Genomic DNA, 16,776 nt, shown 5'->3' with positions numbered 1-16,776 from the left:
TCATTTTAGAGGATAAATTGCCTTTTTTTGTGTTCAGATTATAAGAATAAAAAACTGTAAGTTTTTCAGTGCCCTCGTTCAATACAGAGATCACCTTCTTAATGTAGCCTAGGCTTTTTTTAAAATGTCCTTTACAAAGGGTACACTTTACCTTTTAACACTGGCTTTTTTATATTGTAACTCAACATTGTCACCTCATTTAGCAATTCTACCTCGGTTAGATTTCATCTTTCTATTATTAAGTGCTAATTGCATTTTTGATAAATCCTGTTGGATTCTATCTAAAAGATATTCTGCTTTTCTAATTTCGTCGATAGATTTGTGTGCTCTATTATTAAGTATTTCATCTGAATAAGCAAGCGCTTTCAAAAGTTCTCCGGATAATTTTTCATATTGTTTTACATCTTTCAATATAAATCCTCTCCTATCTCTTCCGTTACCCTTCTATGCCTTGAAAGAGTAGTAAAACGTTACCTTCTTGTAACGTTTTACTATTGAAAAGATATTTTATATAAGCACATGAGGGGAAATTTGGATATTTATTTAATTTTACCAAAATAATAAAAAGTACGCTTTTAGCATGAGAGGCGATTTAGGGAGATAATATACTAGTTTTCTTTAATATACTATGTATTTCTTTATTTTATATAAATATATTTATAATGAATTAAATTTTGTTTTATAATTTTAGAATTTGGTGGGGCAATAGTTTATATCTTGACTATCTTTTTTACCTTTGGCTGCGTTAATGTTTAATGTTGTTTTTCGGATGAATGATTGCGAAACCTTAACTATCAAGGTTTCCAATCATTTTCATCATAATGCAACCCACAAATCTCGCTAAAAACAGTTTGTGTCTCAACATTTACGTTTCACAGCACCTTATCTTTAATATCGGTGACAATATCTTTTTCTCAACATTGAGGTTCCAATATGTCTTCATTCATAACAATGTGTGTTTTATCTATAATATTCATAATTGACAACTGTGCGTAGTGCTAGTTACATTAAGATTTGAACAGAAACATGGATATTATATAGTAGTCTTTCTTTCTTGATTGTTCCAGAGCTATTAAACCCTTTCATAAAACTAATAAAGTTAGCTTGATAAACTTCTAACCCGCATCGGTCCGAAACAAAACAGGTAGTAAATAACACTTTCCGATAATAAAACGTTCAGGTTAACCTGAACGTTTTTCTTGTTAATTAGCATGTTATTTTAGTTTAAAATGTCAACCTATATTTAGCTGCAATAGGCTATTTCCTTGTCGCTTGTTTCTTTACTATAGAAGAGCCTTCCATGACTGTGGATATAGCATGTTTATAAACTAATTGTTGTTTTCCTTCTACTTCAGCAAGTACAGTGAAAATGTCAAAATCGATTACCTTACATCGAAACTGAAAACCACTAACCAAGATTATTGTGACAAGTGATTGATTTTCTTTTGCTGTTAAAAGCTGCGTATCTTGTTGATTAATTTGATTTTTATTACTTTTCATACTTCTACCATCTTCCTTTATATTCCATTTGTAGTTTGTACCCAAATAAAATGAACATTTTATTGTGTTTATATGAGAGTTCTTAGCTCTGCTATAACGAATAGACTCCTACAAATTTAATCTTGATGAAATTTAGCAGGATTAACGTTTTTAATTAAAATGAGTCCATCATATTGTTCACTAGGGATAAAGGTTTCTTCATATAACCCCCAAAGCTTACTCGTTGCTTCAGTATTCCACCAATACTTATTTGACATATCATTTTTAATATCAATATTTAAAAAAGTAACTGGATGTCCAGACTGATAAAGATGTTGCTCAATTGAATTTTTTTTATGATCGGTAATTACATCAACAACCTCGCCATTAAGATATGTATTTTTCCCACTATACATATAAAGTCCTACAACATATGATTCCTCTATAATCTTTTTAGGTAAATGTTCAACAAAGGTAACAAAAGGTGGAATACCATCACTACTTTCTACTTTAATCTTGGATCTATTTTTCATAATATGACCATTATGAGCCCATACAACAAACTTTTCATTCGGGTACACTTCTTCAAGAAGATACACTAAATTTTCTGACATTAGTTTATCTCTCGGTTCATTATCTCTCTCATTACTACTAAAATATTCATCATTATAGACATCAATAAGGGTGTTCATTCTTTGCTTAAGTATCATTAGAATTAAACTTTTCATGTCATCTTTTAGAAATGTTTGATTCTCTCCTTGATTCACAAGGCTAGATAATACATTATACTTCTCAATCAATTCTTCTGTATTTTTAACCCACTCATGATTTTCAACATTATTAAAATCTGATCTAATTAATTTAAAAAATTCAACTTCTACATCTCTAAGTTCTTCTGCAAAATCTCTATTTTTATCTTCAAAAAAATTGTATAGTACTTGACTTGTGAATTGTTGTGGTTGTATGTCAACCCCTGCAATTTCAATAGGGGTATTTGAAGTTTTCTGTTCTTTTATGTATTGTAATAACTTTATATTATTATCAGTATACCATATACCCCACAATGCATTTTTCAACGCCTCAGTTGCACTCTTATCTACAAGCATCTCATTTGTAATATTTACATCGGCTAAACCGCTTTCAAATGCGATAACATTATAATCTAATTCTTCATGTAAGTACTTAATAAGCCTACTTTTAATTAAATTGTATTCAGCTACCGTGTGTGAGCTTTCTCCTAGCATGACTATTCTTTTATCTTTAAGTACATCCTTTAAAAAATTCAGATCACCATAATCATCACTTTCTAGTTCAATCCGTTTAAATTCGTTGGCTGCTTCATAGAAACCTGGTTTAATCTGCGCCTCATTAATGACCTCTTGACTACTTTCTCGTTGATCATTCAGTAATTCTTTATTTGCACAGCCAGAATTTAATACTAGATTAATACATACAAAAATAATAATCAAACCTGAGCTTTTTTTAATAAACTTCAAAAGATTCATCCCCTCCTGATTTATTTGATATCACATTTTGTATTAGTTTAGTTTAATAGATAAAAATGGACTTCCATTAAAAAATACAAATTGCTACTAGAATTACTGCAAATCACAACATCATTTTAATTCTATCATAATAATACATTTTCTGACATAAATGTAAAGTAAAACCCCTACTCAAAAGAGTAGGGGTAATCTTATAAGCTATTAATTCCTTATACAATTACATTAATTTCGACATCTAAATTTACGTCTGATTCTACTTCACTTACTTCTTCGATTGATACCATTTTCGTTTTATAGTAGCCTCATCTTAAGCGAAAGCCAATTCTGTAGTTGTTAGCTGCTAAATTTGTCACTTTATCATTTAAAATCTATCCACATCCAAAGAGGAATAATCTCATTACACATAGAATAGGTTAATGTTGGTAAATTTTTTTAAGGAGTGAGGTAAATGTTAGAATTTGAATTAAAGAGTATTGAAATGATCAGAAATAAGGTTCTAGCAACAATCGATGGTCTTTCTGATGAACAATTGAATAAAAAAGTATCTGAAGACCGTTGGAGCGTTGCTCAACTACTTAATCATTTATACACGAGTGAACTAGGGTTTACATCTTTAATAAAAGCTGGCTTAGAAAATCCTGAAAGTAAAGAAGCAAAAAAAAGACCTCTATTATTAATGCTAGACAGATCTCAAAAAGTAAAAGTTCCTGATGAACTTGGCCCTACAGATGACTTTATGACCAAAGATAAATTATTACAATGTTTATCAGAATCGAGAGAAGGATTGTTAAAAGTACTCAATGAGATGAATGATAACGAAGACAACTATACGAAAGGAATTCCAAATCCGGTATTTAAATATTTAAATTTGGCTCAATCTGTGGAGTTTATCGGCTTACATGAATTAAGGCATTGGGAACAGCTGAATGAAATAATCATTGATAGCTTTTATGTACCAGTAGCTAATTAAACTCCCACAAAATCACATATTATACACACAGAAATTACACAACTTTATTATTTAATAGGGTTATAGCAATTTTTCATATTGTTTTCCCCTCTCTTATTTAAACACACGTTGTTACGTGTGTTTTTTTCGTTACAAATTATTGTCAACGCACCTTACCTAATGCCCAAGGGCGATTAAACCCTAAATCATATATAGAGCTCAACTGCAACTGATAAACAATCCCATCAGTCGGAAAGTATACATTTTTTAGTATCTTGTGACTCAGCTGGCTAGATAACAACTTATGTTTTAAGTTGTTATCTTACCTGCCAAAATTAAGTTGTTATGTTATTATTATTTATTTGTTATAAAGAATATAGTGATAGTATTTTTTGTTCTCAATTACTACAGTATCAATAAAAGTAAAATTACTTTTTACTATTACTCTATTTGAGCTTACATTATTTGTTAAAGCAATAGCATTGAGGGATTTCAGGTTCGTATTGTCAAATAAAAATTTAGTAAATGCCTTCACAGCTTTAGTTGTACAGCCTTTATTTCTATGGTGCATTGATAGAACAAAACCAATCTCCCTATTTGGAGCCGGCAATTCTTCCTTTATAGAAGTCGTTATACAGCCAATAAATTCTTCAGTTTCTTTTAAAATTATCCCTAATTTTAAACTTTTTGTCCCAATATGAGGGACGGACTGTAAGAACTCTCTCCCACCAGGGATTTCCCAGTTTGCTAACCAATCTAATCTTTGTTCTTTCGTTGAGATCCAATCTGGTAAAAACTCAGCAACACCAGGGTGTGTAGTTATTTCGAAATATTCATCTAAATCTTCAATTCTCAATTCTCGTAAATAAATATCCCCACAGTCTATCTTAAATTCCATATTTCGCTGTTCCATAGTTCTTCCTCCTTGATGTGAAGGAACACACATAGTAATTTTTTTATATGTCTAATACACAGGTGAACATCACATTTTGGATTGCTACTTTATGTATTTTTACTACATGCACTCTCCTAGTTTATATATGTAAAAATATAGTATATAAATATCAAAAGAAAATTAATAAATTGTAGGCATAAAGACCCCCATACAAGTCTATAGTGAATTTTTTTCTAATCTAGCTGAAAATTTGTACTTGTAACAACCCCTTCATGCTTATATATTTATGGATTGCCACTTCTTTAGTTTCTTATACTTTTATCATTCATCAGTAGACTTTATGATATATATATCCATTTCTACCGATTCTCCGTTTGATGTTTCTTCACTAAATGACGAAACCTTATAAAATTTATTTTTTTCTAATAATGCTATTGATCTGCCGTTTAATGAACTCGTAAACGCCTCTATGGATTTAAGTTTCATATCATTAAAGCCATATTCAATAACTTTATTTAGTGCCTCCGTCATAATTCCTTTTCCTACGTTTTCAGGAAATAATACATATCCTACTTCTGCTTTTGATTGATTCATTGAAATGTTCCAGATAGTAATGGTACCTAATATTTTATTTGTAAATACATCTGCAATAGCCCAAATAATCCACTTATTGTTCTCAACGCCCTTATTCATACGATGAATATAATTTGGGGCTTCTTTATGGCTTTTGTATACGGGCATATCAACATACTTAAAATTTTCTTTTTTCGACTGAAATTGAAAAATCAAATCTGAATCACTTAATTCAAGTTTCCTTAGTAATAATCTGTTCGTTCTTAGAGTAGGAAAAGGATTGAAAATAATCATACTATACACTCCTCCTCAAATAACATAATAAGAATACACGTTCTATACCCATCCACTAACTAAATCTTCCGGAGAACAATCGTGAAAAAATAATCCCTAACAATGCGTACCTCCCTGTATTAAATGTTCTAGGAAGAGGACATCATAAAATCTATAGATATGGCCTATAATAATACCCACTATAATGATGACTCATAATAATATGTTTAATTTGATTTTTTTAACAAAATGGTCTCAGTTTCTTCTCCCCAAGTTATTTCTAATGTAACTTCTTCAGGTAGTGTAAGGTCTATCCTTCAGGGCTTGTTTCAAATGCTATATGAAAATTTTTAATACCTTTTAAAGATACAGGGTAATTACTCTTAAAACTGCTAAAGCCAGTATCTAAAACATATTCAATTTCAGTGGGCGACTGATATTCGTGTGGGTTACGATCTTGGATGTATTGTATATACATCGACTCAAAATAAGAACTTCTAACTTTAGCTACTGAAAAAGTTGCAAACCACTTCTTACCTTCACCAAAGTAAAAAACATTCATTTCTGGTCCATTAATGTTTGCAGTTTTATTTTCTGCCTCACATCCACTAATCAAAATAATAAGAATGCAAAACAGAAGCATAGATAGATTTTTTCAAACAATCCCACCCCTTAACTATAATTTAGGCATCTATCATCTTAGAAACTCAATATCACTTTATTTAACAAGTATTTCTCCATTGTTATTAATATCAAAGCAGTAATTTGTAAATTAATGCCCATCCTAATAACACGATAACTCCTGCAAATGTCCTGATATTTACTTCTTTAACAGTTGCAAGGATTACTAGCGTAATAAGGGAATATAAAAGAAAACAGAAATAAAACCAATGATAACTTCTTTAATCCTTTACTTGTAATTTGTCTTTAAAATCATTTCGGTAACCTCTATAAATTAATAATTTTTTGGAAAAATATTTATTTAATAATATACTATAATTTTCCGTTTCTACAAAACAATAATTATAATTGATCACTAGTAACCACAATGTCCATGCAGCTTTACTAAATTATCCTAATGACTTACTAATTTTTTTGACCTTTAGCACATTGGATCAAAATGAAAACTAACGATTTTTTAAAATTAAACTTGAACCAACATGATATTAGGTTTTTATAATAAGAAACTATTAATTACAAATAGTTACTAATATGGTAGAAAATTTTATTTTGTGAAATTTTTTAAGCCAAAACAGGCTTTCATTTGTCTAATAAATATAAGGCATATATTGAGAGGATGAATAACCATAATACGTTTAATAAAGAAAGCGCAAAAAAGGGATGATAAAGCGTTCCTAACACTATTTGAATTCTACCAGGAAGATATATACCGTATCGCATATGTTTATGTAAAAAATAAAAATGATGCATTAGATGTCGTTCAGGAGGTAGCATACCGATCATTCAAAAAGATAGATACATTGAAAAATCCAAAATATTTCAAAACGTGGTTAATTAAAATTGCTATAAATTGTGCAATTGACTTAGCTAGAAAAAATAACAAAGTAATTCAATTAGAACCAGAGCATGAAGAGTTCATCGGGTCTGAAGATGGAGATGTTTCCCTATCGGTTACCCTTGAAGAATTGCTCAATCAATTAAATGAAGATGAAAAAAGCATCATTATTTTAAAATTCTACCAAGGTTATTCATTAAAGGAAATTGCAGATTTATTAAAGATACCATTAGGAACAGCAAAATCAGTCTTTTATCGTGCATTACATAAGCTTCGTAAAGAGTTTAAGGAGGCTCAGATTTGTGAATAACATAAAACAAGAATTAGAAAAGATTAAAATTCCAAAGGAACTAAATAACAGAGTTGCTTTAGGGGTCAAGCAAGCTAAAATTGAACAAAAGAAAAGATATCCTAATTGGATGATTGGTTCGGTTGCTTCATTAATAATTATTGGGGCAGGTATTACTTTTGGTGGTACTTACATTGCAGATGCTGCTGAATCATTTATTAATCAATTATTTGGTTCGAAAGAAAATTTAATGGAAACTTATCCTGATGAGGATATAGAAAAGCTTGATTATGTTGAATATTCCTTATCAATAGCCGAAGAGCATTTAACAGAAGAAGAGTTCAATAGCTATACTCAATTATTAAAGGAATTGGTCGAGATAAAAAGTAAAGTAGAAAAAGAGAATAGATCCCCTAATGAGGAAGAAGCAAAGAGATCACATCAAATTGGTAGAGAAATATCATTTTACGAAGATAAATTTACACTAATTGTAGCCCAACATTACGCCAGTTTTCCCTTTGAAAAACCAAAGTATATACCTGAGGGCTATTCACTAGTTGATGAAGAGGGTCATATTTACAATATAGGTGAAGAATCAGTTTTTTCATTAGATTATAGCAATGGAGAGAATAATTTCTTTACTACACAGATGAAAATAAATCAAAAAATGACTCCTGGTTTAGAATATGTGTGGAGCGGTTTTGCAAAATCCGAGTCCTATTCTTTAAGTGGGTATGAAATTGAATTTGTTTTTGGAAACTCTGAAGAAATAAATAAAACTGGCATGAGGATAACTGTTCCAGAACAAGGATACAAAATGATACTGATAGCAGATATCTTATCAAAAGAAGAAATGGAAAAAATACTATTATCGATGCTTGAATAGTAAATGAACTTTTCGGTATGAGGTTCTTATAATTAGGACATCCTCATATTGTATTTAATGAGGCGATTGCCAATAGAAGCAGTCGCTTTTTCTTTATGTAACTAGTTTTTATTAACGTGTTGCTTTTGGTTAGGTATTAATCAGGTAATCGAATACCTGTCTACTGATTAACAAAAGTATCAACTTACTTTGCGAGTTATAACCTTGACGCTGGTACGAACCCATTAATGAGTCGATTAGCCTACTATAGGTCGTCCTGAATGTGTTTCCTTTTAACTAAGGGAAAACACTCTTCTTCGGGAAAGGCGCCAAAAGGTTTAAGCGGAATAGGTCTATTTATTTTCTAAAATACATTGAAATCTTTCTACACCTGGGTACTTTTCTCCCAAACTAATTATTTTAAATCCATAATTTTTATAAAAATTAACAGCATCTTTATCTGTCTCAGCAGATATAAAAGATAATGAATGCTTATCTCTGATAAAACTAATCATTTTACTACCTATACCTTCTCCCCTATGTTTTGTAGTTACAGCAATATGCTTTATTTCACTACGTTTTGAACCTAGTAATTCTATTCCTATACAACCAATAACATTATCTTCAAAGTCATATCCATACAATCTTCGAACTGGAGATTTGATATATAGTTCATATTCTCGATCTACTTTCTTTACTGAAGTTGCGAAGGATAAAAGTTCTTTCATACTAGGTTGAATGAAATTTGAATTAATTTCCTTCATAAGAAGCCACCCTTTCTTGCTTAACTTCACCTTTTTCTAAATAACCTCATTACCCTATATAAACGTAAAATTTCACAGCCATCTTGTTATTATATTAAAACTACAATATTTTAGAAAACAAAATAACATCATAATAGTTATTTTCAAGCTCCCCTAATTTGTACAATTAGTTATTTAACAATCTGCCTTATTGAGGTATAACTATGGATTTTCACAGGTTGCCATGATTTTTATACAATTTATAATTTTTATATTTGCCGTTTTCATCATTAACCAACTAAAATGCATATACCCCCATCTGTTTAAGATGGGGGTAAAATAAAGTATTAAACGTTTTGTTAAAGAATGCTTTAACTAGCTATGTTGACCCCTCGATTGCACAAGATCGTCACGGTGTAATTACAATATTTAAGATTAAAAAAGCTTTAATTCCTTTATTGTGTCATTCACATAAATGTTATCTAGAATAGCCTGCAACAGGATAATGATCAGAGTACTCATTATATTCGTTTACAATCGCAGTCCATACTGGGGATTTTACATTCAACACTTCATTTACCCATAAGGATGGTTGTGCATGATCTTTTTCTACAAAAATATAGTCTAAGTGTTGAGGGCCGAAATCAGGGTACTCATATCCAAGAATACCATTTGTCTCAGGGTCCCATGTAGATGAATGATCTGTATATTCACCTGGTGGATCAACATTTAAGGTTTCTAGCATCTCAGTGTACTCTTCCTCATTGTCCATTATAACGTTGAAATCTCCACCCAAAAATACAACTTCTTCAATTGGAATATTTTTTTCTTTTACAAAATTACTAATTTCTTGAAATTGCGTTTGACGGATTGATGCATCCTCACCATCGCCACACCCTGTATCATCTGCTTGTGCATGCGTTCCGATGATATGATAGAAGTAATCATTTTTTTGAATTTTTGCATATACAAAGCCTTTGTTAGCAAAGTAATCCGCACCGCATCCCTTTTCATATACATATTGAATCTGCTCTACTATCGGCCATTTACTAACAATTGAAACTCCACCATCTTCAGGTACAAAATTAGAATAAAAACCTAACGTTTCATCCCAGCCATCCTTACTTCGACCAGAAACAGGAGTTTGGAAAGGGTACTCTTCTTCAAGCTTTGAAAGTAAAGTCTCAGATGCTGAATTATCAAATAATTCATTAAGTATAATTGCATCTTGATTTTTCATATAGTCAGCTTCACCGATCATTTTTGCACGGTCTGCTTGTCCCCAACTAGTTATATACGTTGGTAATAGAAAGACGTTATGTTGCAACAGTTTAAAATCATTTGGATAATTGTCGTTTGCATTTGGCACACTGATTGGAAAAATACTAACAATTGCAAGTATCGAACTTAAAGCCAATATCCACTTCTTCATTTATTTCACTCCTTATTCAGAATTCTTACTTGTCAAATTCTTCTCCTCTCCAGTTTCATTGATTCAAATGCTTAGGATCGAATAAAAGAATTATTCAAGGTTAGATTTTTATCCTACAATTTTTTATATTATTAGACAATAAAAAATATTCAAAATAGTTAAATATACATATATTGAAATTAAATAGTCATAGAAAAATTTATGTAAATAGTACCAATATGACTCTTTCTACTAACTACTGCTAATTTATTAGACTGAGATCGAAAAATATATATTCGACAATAACCGCAAAGCTATAGTTAATCATGGGCATAACCTGTAGAGTCACTTTTACCGTTTTTATCCCATTCTTCATTTATGGACATTTTTTGATCATCCATTTGATCACAATTTCTAAGTAAATAGCAAAATTCAGGAATGTCAGTTACACTTCATTTAATCTAGGAACACACTGCGGGATATTCTTTATTTCTTCTTTCTTCAACGTAAGATTTAGAAATGATTCTCTATTATGTTAAAGAGTAATAGCATTTTGAGAGAAATTTGAAGGTTATAGTAAAAAGTGGAGAGTTAAAACGAAAATTGAGCAACACATACGTTAATGTAACGCTAAAATAAAAATAGGTAAAACCCTGTGTCAATGTACTAATCAAGGCTTTACCAATTTAATGAACTTAAAAGCATGAAGACAATAGCTATATCCTTTACTACCAATAAGGAGCTTTTAAGTTTTAATTTTTCTATATTTTGTGACAACCATCTCACCTCATTTAGCAATCCTACTTCGATTAGTGATCTTCTTTCTTCTATTAATAAATAATTGCATAAGGGATAAATCTTGATGAATTCTGTCCAAAAGATACTCCGCTTTCCTTATTTCATCGATAGATTTGCTCGCCCTATTATCAAGAACTCCATCTACATAGCCAATGGTTTTTAATAGTTCTCCAGACATTTTTTCATACTTTTTTACATCTCTAATCTTTAATCCTCTCCCTTCTCATGCCCTAGCCACCTAAACTCCGTAAAATAGGAAGAGCACTTTATAGTGATTTTCTTCCTATAGTGCAAGGTGGGGTTATTATCATTTTACCAAAGTTATTCAAGAGATGATTTTGGCTTGAGAGACGATTTAGAGAGAAATTGTAGCATTTTTCTTCAAATTTCTATATATTTTTATAGCACTTATTAATATATTTATTTTTTCACCGTGTATTTTGTACAATAAAAGCACGAAATAAGCTAACCAATACGTATCAATTATCTTTTTGTGAGGCTCTTTTCGAATACTTTGTTGCATATGTTATCCAATTAGTAATAAAAAACGTTGTTTAACATGCTTAGTCATTGTTGTACAGAAGAATAGATTCCATGAACTCCAGTTGTGTACGTGTTTAGTTCTTAAGTACAAAAGCAACAATTAATGCAAAAACAGTCTTTTGTAATGATATCACTACAACGTACCCTTAAAGAATGAAAATGAATAATCGGTTTTCTTTGTTGACTGCCATTCCACGTAAGTATACAGCATATTTGAATTATAGAGGAAATTTAGAATTGTTTAGCTCAATACATATCACCTTGAACGATACTAAGAGTTAGGTTGATAATATAGTAGTTAAAAGCTCATTAGTTACTAATTTGTGCATTTGAAAAGAGGATACGAGAAAGCCAGCTTTCACTGACTTTCCAAATACCTATTCGTTAACAATTTGAGTGAAAAGCATCACGCTAAATTGTGTATACCCATCAACCATTTAGTATTAAACAAATGTAACTTTATCTTCCAGAGCCGCTCTTACCTTGGCAGGTGTACTAGGTTCTCTTCGGTATCCTAAAGGGATGACTAAAGCTGTTTCATATTCTTCTGAAGAGTAGTTTAGTAATTTTAAGACATCATCATTTACAAACCCTTCCATTGGACATGAATCGATTTTTAGTGTAGCAGCAGCCATCATTAAGAAAGCTGCAGTAATATAGCATTGGGATTTAGACCAAGCTGTAAATGCATCACTATTAGGAAACGATTGCAAGAAATTTATTGCAATTGGAATTCCATTTTCAGGAATCCTTTCACGTATTAATTGATTTACTTCCGGAGAGTTAGGGTCTAGTAATTTTTCTTTTTTAGCTAAAATCACAACAACTGCGCTAGCATCTTCAACTTGCTGTTGACTATAACACACATCTTTAAGTTTTGATTTTGTATCTTTATCTTGTACAACTACGTACTCCCAATGCTCAAGGTTTAAAGAAGATGGAGCTTTTATTGCACTATTTAAGACAAACTTTAAATCTTTCTCAGGAATCATTTTATTTAATTGGAAGTGGCGCGTCGCATGGCGAAAATTTAACGCTTCTGAAAAGTTTTGCATATATTATAATCCCCTCTCATTAATAATGTAATAAAGTATAAGATTTCATCAATGTTGATTAAAATAAGTTCCTACAGTGATCATCCTGTAATATTTAGATAATGTTCATGCATGCAATTGAACAAGAATACATCAAAAGAGAAATGGTACCAATTCTCAATTACTTGAAAGATTTGTTTTTTTAATCCTTCTACGGTAAATTGTAAATATAAAAGTTTGCTTAGTAAATAAGTCAAATTTTTTTGACCATACAAGGGGGCTATAACTTTGGCATTATCGAGGAAAAAACCATGTGCGCAGCTCAGCAAGTTAGAAAAAATCCTTATTTCAATAGACGGTAGATATTCCCCACTTTTAATATTAGCGCTTGAAAAAAATCATAGGTTTAGCGATTTATTGAGGCGGTTACCTGATGCTAATAAACAAAGCTTGTCAACTACGTTAAAACAACTGATGAAATACGAAATAGTCTTCAAAGACGTTATTAAAGAATCTGCCCCACAACATATCGAATATGGATTGACTGAAAAAGGTAAAAAAATCCGAGGAATCCTATTGCAAATGTCAGAGATCATATAGGATTGTCGTATGGTGACTACAACAAAGCTCCTAACACATAAATAATTGTTGAGTAGGAGGCTAACACAAACAGTGTAAGTGCGAAGAAAATCTATACTCACAAACTATTTATCATATAGCAATGGCAAAGGTTAATCTTATTTTTAGACACACGCTAGTTATTTAAATATAAATGGGACTCTCATTTTCGTATATAGTTATTAGTAAGAAAACAATCATTCATGTGATAATAGCATTTGCTAAAAAAAAGATGATATAGTATTATTTAGAAATAATATTTTAATTGAAGGGGTTTAACATCATGCCTAATATTTCACTTGCAGAGGCTGTAAAGTTAAAAAGTGTTCTTTCTAATAGAGTTCGAGAGTTAGAAAATGAGATGGAGCGTGTAGCGTTTGTAGAAATTGAAAAAGGTAGTGAAGTTCCTGCTCAAACTCGTACACTCTCTACAGTTGAAAAAGAACTAGAAGAGGTTAGAAAAGATTTACGATTACTAGATAAACTCATGTATCAAGCAAATATTCAAAATGAAATTGTTTTTAACGATGAAGCTTTAACTATTGTCGAAGCTATAGAGCTGGCTACCCAGTTACGTGCAAAAGCACGTACATATAAAAAGTATGGGGCTTCCAAAGAAGAATACCCTTATTCCTACGGGGAGAATGTAATGATAGTTAAATTAGCTATGTTTAACCCAGAGGAATATCGATTAAAATCAATCGAAATTGAACGTCAAGCTAATAGGCTATCTAATCTGATAAACGCCAAAAACTATGAAATAGAATTAGCATTTGATAGTGAAAAATATTTTTAATCCTTGAAGAGGTGAGACTCCACTTCAGGGCATAAAAGGGGAAATCTTGTTATTCGTTAATTCTAAATCAAACTTGAAATGGCTATAGTAAACCAATTACCTATGACCAATTACAAATTTACCGTTTACCGATGACCAACTACTAAGGTTGATGACCTAACCAATATCATTCTGTGTAAGTATGTTTTTTTTCTCCTTTTATGGATCCCCTAACAAATTTGTTAGGGGATTATTATATATATTAGGCTGTTTTTTTACGAAAATACCTTTACCTTCTTGTTTAGGAGCTATAACATCACAAATTTACGAAAAATCTTATTTAAAGATCCTTTGACGTTAGACATCTGTTTGCCAAAAGATGGATTATATATTTTTATTTTCCTTTATTGTTATTAAATTGTAACATCATTATATATTCAGATTTTCAAATGATAGTATCATTTAGATGTACACTATGATAATAGTGTTTTCTCCTGAAATTTCATCAAGAAAAGAGGTTATTATTATGAAAAGTAGGTTTAGAAGCTTAGAAGGCAAACAATTACTTTATGAATCTTATGACCACTTGTTGAATTTGTGGGATGTTGATCTTGAGGAGCAAGATATTGACACCAGGTTTGGGAAAACACATGTAATAATCACAGGAAATAAGAAAAACCCCCCTCTAATACTTTTTCATGGCACAGGCGACAACTCTGCAATTATGTGGATCTACAATATTAAAGAATTAGCACAACAGTTCTATGTGATTGCAATAGACACTCTTGGTGGGGCAGGTAAGAGTGAACCTAACGATGAATATTACAACAATTTTCAACCCCATTTATGGATAGATGATATATTTGAAACTTATAACATTAGTAAAGCACACATGGCTGGAGTATCATATGGAATATATTTAGCACTTTCTTATGAAATTAGAAATCCTCATCGGGTAGATAAAATTATCTGCATGGCAAGCTTTATCCCTATTAAAGGCTTAGGTCTAAAATACACACTATTAGGAATAAAAAGCGTCATGGTATTCTTTCCAGAAGTATTAAAGCCATCAGAAAAAAATGCTTTAAAGCTTCTTCGCAAACTAGGTAGTCCCATATCAGACACTCATACTATGAATAATAAACTCTTAAAACATTTCCTTTTTATTCTTAAATACAGTAAACCAGAGAGAAGAAAATTTACATCGTATGAAATGGAAGCCTTGTCTTCCTTCAAACAAAAAGCATTATTTCTTATTGGAGATTCAGACAGCATTGTTTATCATCCTTCCTATATTGACTTTTTTAAAGCCAATCATTTTAACTACAAAATAATTAAGGATGCTGGACATTCAATCAATCAAGATCAATGGGACATCGTAAATAAAGAAATGACTGGTTACTTAATCGGATAAGATAAAAACATCATTTATTGTAACAAATAAGGTTAATTTTATTTTCTTCCTGATAATATCAATTTCCAAACTCATGATGGAAAAATGTGCTCATATCATGGAGAAAAATAGATACTTCAATGCATGAACCTTGACTGTCATCATATTTTTTAAAAATTAATGTAAATGACATGGTACATTAGTACATCCCTGAAACAAATATATTGCATACTATAAAATACAACCATTTTCACCCTACCCTCCTCATTTATTCCTCCTTTCATGAATAATTTGGAGGGATTTCTTTTATTTTTGATCTTATTTCCGATAAAATGTCATGCTTGACTAAAACCTTCCTGCATTTTAGCTTTCCCTGTTTGCTATTAAACGTTAAACTCTTTTAGTTTTACCTCCAACTTTGGGTAAGCGCCCAATTTCTTATCATCATACCCAAATCACTCATTCATAATTTAGCATTCTTGTCTTGTCATCATTGGATAGTATTGTTGTTTATTCTCCTGAAAAATCCTCTTTTGTATCACATGATTAGTCCAAGCTTAATTATAGTTTATAGAATAAAATATAATGCTCTTCTAATATGAAAAGCAAACTAATCAAATAGGGGGTGTAGTTGAATTGACAGTCTGTATTTTTAACACTTTGGCTGATACTGTTATAGAAAATGTACAAGAGATTTTTTCTGTCTGTTTTGTTAATACTGATCCATCTCTAGATGGTGCGGATATTGATGTTTTTGTTTCAGTTGGAGATATGGATCAAGCAGATAATTTTGAATCTTTTATTTTCGTACCAAATGATCCAGGAATGTTCGTTCCAATAACATTCACTGACGGTGTAGCAATTCTTGAAACTACTTTGTCTGTTGTTTCTTGTAGCGAATTTAAAATTAAATTTACTGAAAAAGGGCAATATAGATTTCAAATTCTCGTAACTTTAAAAGAAACCGGTCAACCTGTTGCTCAAGAGTTTGTTTATGTAAATGTTTGTGATTAAATAATTGGACTTGTAGTTAAGCTATTATTACAAAGTTATCCTTATTATATAAGTAGCTATTCAAGAAGCTAGCCTAAAACTTAGGCTAGCTTTTCTTGTAATA

17 protein-coding genes are annotated in these 16,776 nt (G+C 30.9%); 7 read left to right on the top strand and 10 right to left on the bottom strand.

What is annotated here, in order from left to right; translation table 11 throughout:
• Positions 1-195 precede the first annotated feature (195 nt).
• The 3 genes from JM172_RS15015 to JM172_RS15005 form a co-directional block, all read right to left on the bottom strand.
• Positions 196-411, bottom strand: a complete 216-nt coding sequence (locus tag JM172_RS15015) for a hypothetical protein (RefSeq protein WP_214483181.1) — start codon at positions 409-411, stop codon at positions 196-198.
• Between the two features lie 846 nt (positions 412-1,257).
• On the bottom strand, positions 1,258-1,500 hold the full coding sequence (gene hfq / locus JM172_RS15010) for an RNA chaperone Hfq (RefSeq protein WP_214483180.1): 243 nt from the start codon (positions 1,498-1,500) through the stop codon (positions 1,258-1,260).
• Positions 1,501-1,616: 116 nt separating this feature from the next.
• On the bottom strand, positions 1,617-2,975 hold the full coding sequence (locus JM172_RS15005; protein WP_214483179.1) for an erythromycin esterase family protein: 1,359 nt from the start codon (positions 2,973-2,975) through the stop codon (positions 1,617-1,619).
• A 457-nt stretch (positions 2,976-3,432) separates the two neighbouring features.
• Between JM172_RS15005 and JM172_RS15000 the strand changes: the two genes are divergently transcribed.
• The gene (locus JM172_RS15000; protein ID WP_214483178.1) at positions 3,433-3,954 is read left to right on the top strand and encodes a DinB family protein; all 522 of its coding nucleotides are present in this window, start codon (positions 3,433-3,435) and stop codon (positions 3,952-3,954) included.
• A gap of 337 nt (positions 3,955-4,291) precedes the next feature.
• Here JM172_RS15000 and JM172_RS14995 read toward each other — a convergent pair whose 3' ends face one another.
• The 3 genes from JM172_RS14995 to JM172_RS14985 all read right to left on the bottom strand — a co-directional run bounded on the left by JM172_RS14995 (position 4,292) and on the right by JM172_RS14985 (position 6,317).
• Positions 4,292-4,846 carry a GNAT family N-acetyltransferase gene (locus JM172_RS14995; protein WP_214483177.1) on the bottom strand — a complete coding sequence of 185 codons (555 nt, stop codon included), beginning with the start codon at positions 4,844-4,846 and terminating at the stop codon, positions 4,292-4,294.
• Positions 4,847-5,149: 303 nt separating this feature from the next.
• Positions 5,150-5,695, bottom strand: coding sequence for a GNAT family N-acetyltransferase (locus JM172_RS14990; protein ID WP_214483176.1), 546 nt, complete (start codon positions 5,693-5,695; stop codon positions 5,150-5,152).
• A gap of 289 nt (positions 5,696-5,984) precedes the next feature.
• Complete coding sequence (locus JM172_RS14985) at positions 5,985-6,317, bottom strand: hypothetical protein (RefSeq protein ID WP_214483175.1); 333 nt, start codon at positions 6,315-6,317, stop codon at positions 5,985-5,987.
• 658 nt (positions 6,318-6,975) lie between these two features.
• Between JM172_RS14985 and JM172_RS14980 the strand changes: the two genes are divergently transcribed.
• Together JM172_RS14980 and JM172_RS14975 are read left to right on the top strand one after the other, a co-directional pair.
• Positions 6,976-7,500 (top strand): sigma-70 family RNA polymerase sigma factor, encoded by a 525-nt coding sequence (locus tag JM172_RS14980; RefSeq protein ID WP_214483186.1) that lies wholly within the window; start codon positions 6,976-6,978, stop codon positions 7,498-7,500.
• Positions 7,493-8,365 carry a DUF4367 domain-containing protein gene (locus tag JM172_RS14975; RefSeq protein WP_214483174.1) on the top strand — a complete coding sequence of 291 codons (873 nt, stop codon included), beginning with the start codon at positions 7,493-7,495 and terminating at the stop codon, positions 8,363-8,365. The genes JM172_RS14980 and JM172_RS14975 overlap by 8 nt, the downstream gene beginning before the upstream one ends.
• A 332-nt stretch (positions 8,366-8,697) precedes the next feature.
• On the opposite strand, the gene JM172_RS14970 is transcribed toward JM172_RS14975, so the two are convergent.
• From JM172_RS14970 to JM172_RS14955, 4 genes are all read right to left on the bottom strand, one after another.
• Positions 8,698-9,108 carry a GNAT family N-acetyltransferase gene (locus tag JM172_RS14970; protein WP_214483173.1) on the bottom strand — a complete coding sequence of 137 codons (411 nt, stop codon included), beginning with the start codon at positions 9,106-9,108 and terminating at the stop codon, positions 8,698-8,700.
• A gap of 457 nt (positions 9,109-9,565) precedes the next feature.
• Positions 9,566-10,519: a sphingomyelin phosphodiesterase gene (sph, locus tag JM172_RS14965; RefSeq protein WP_214483172.1), complete on the bottom strand. Its 954-nt coding sequence runs from the start codon at positions 10,517-10,519 to the stop codon at positions 9,566-9,568.
• Positions 10,520-11,285: 766 nt separating this feature from the next.
• On the bottom strand, positions 11,286-11,474 hold the full coding sequence (locus JM172_RS14960; protein ID WP_214483171.1) for a hypothetical protein: 189 nt from the start codon (positions 11,472-11,474) through the stop codon (positions 11,286-11,288).
• An 808-nt stretch (positions 11,475-12,282) separates the two neighbouring features.
• Complete coding sequence (locus JM172_RS14955; RefSeq protein ID WP_214483170.1) at positions 12,283-12,894, bottom strand: NAD(P)H-dependent oxidoreductase; 612 nt, start codon at positions 12,892-12,894, stop codon at positions 12,283-12,285.
• Positions 12,895-13,161: 267 nt separating this feature from the next.
• Here JM172_RS14955 and JM172_RS14950 point away from each other — a divergent pair, with 267 nt between their 5' ends.
• The 4 genes from JM172_RS14950 to JM172_RS14935 all read left to right on the top strand — a co-directional run bounded on the left by JM172_RS14950 (position 13,162) and on the right by JM172_RS14935 (position 16,673).
• Positions 13,162-13,473 carry a winged helix-turn-helix transcriptional regulator gene (locus JM172_RS14950; protein ID WP_214483169.1) on the top strand — a complete coding sequence of 104 codons (312 nt, stop codon included), beginning with the start codon at positions 13,162-13,164 and terminating at the stop codon, positions 13,471-13,473.
• A 301-nt stretch (positions 13,474-13,774) separates the two neighbouring features.
• Positions 13,775-14,287, top strand: a complete 513-nt coding sequence (locus tag JM172_RS14945; RefSeq protein ID WP_214483168.1) for a DIP1984 family protein — start codon at positions 13,775-13,777, stop codon at positions 14,285-14,287.
• Positions 14,288-14,792: 505 nt separating this feature from the next.
• Positions 14,793-15,680 (top strand): alpha/beta fold hydrolase, encoded by an 888-nt coding sequence (locus JM172_RS14940; RefSeq protein WP_214483167.1) that lies wholly within the window; start codon positions 14,793-14,795, stop codon positions 15,678-15,680.
• A 639-nt stretch (positions 15,681-16,319) separates the two neighbouring features.
• The gene (locus JM172_RS14935) at positions 16,320-16,673 is read left to right on the top strand and encodes a hypothetical protein (protein WP_214483166.1); all 354 of its coding nucleotides are present in this window, start codon (positions 16,320-16,322) and stop codon (positions 16,671-16,673) included.
• Positions 16,674-16,776: the final 103 nt, after the last annotated feature.

Source organism: Bacillus sp. SM2101, assembly GCF_018588585.1.
Lineage (GTDB): Bacteria > Bacillota > Bacilli > Bacillales > SM2101 > Nanhaiella > Nanhaiella sioensis.
The sequence above is the reverse complement of the archived record's forward strand: the minus strand, read 5'-3'. Positions and strand labels throughout refer to the sequence as shown.

What these genes read in the sequence shown, in the direction of transcription:
- hfq (WP_214483180.1), bottom strand. Translation starts at nt 1,500, where the DNA reads ATGAAAAGTAATAAAAATCAAATTAATCAACAAGATACGCAGCTTTTA.
- JM172_RS15000 (WP_214483178.1), top strand. Translation starts at nt 3,433, where the DNA reads ATGTTAGAATTTGAATTAAAGAGTATTGAAATGATCAGAAATAAGGTT.
- JM172_RS14995 (WP_214483177.1), bottom strand. Translation starts at nt 4,846, where the DNA reads ATGGAACAGCGAAATATGGAATTTAAGATAGACTGTGGGGATATTTAT.
- JM172_RS14990 (WP_214483176.1), bottom strand. Translation starts at nt 5,695, where the DNA reads ATGATTATTTTCAATCCTTTTCCTACTCTAAGAACGAACAGATTATTA.
- JM172_RS14985 (WP_214483175.1), bottom strand. Translation starts at nt 6,317, where the DNA reads ATGCTTCTGTTTTGCATTCTTATTATTTTGATTAGTGGATGTGAGGCA.
- JM172_RS14970 (WP_214483173.1), bottom strand. Translation starts at nt 9,108, where the DNA reads ATGAAGGAAATTAATTCAAATTTCATTCAACCTAGTATGAAAGAACTT.
- sph (WP_214483172.1), bottom strand. Translation starts at nt 10,519, where the DNA reads ATGAAGAAGTGGATATTGGCTTTAAGTTCGATACTTGCAATTGTTAGT.
- JM172_RS14960 (WP_214483171.1), bottom strand. Translation starts at nt 11,474, where the DNA reads ATGTCTGGAGAACTATTAAAAACCATTGGCTATGTAGATGGAGTTCTT.
- JM172_RS14955 (WP_214483170.1), bottom strand. Translation starts at nt 12,894, where the DNA reads ATGCAAAACTTTTCAGAAGCGTTAAATTTTCGCCATGCGACGCGCCAC.
- JM172_RS14945 (WP_214483168.1), top strand. Translation starts at nt 13,775, where the DNA reads ATGCCTAATATTTCACTTGCAGAGGCTGTAAAGTTAAAAAGTGTTCTT.
- JM172_RS14940 (WP_214483167.1), top strand. Translation starts at nt 14,793, where the DNA reads ATGAAAAGTAGGTTTAGAAGCTTAGAAGGCAAACAATTACTTTATGAA.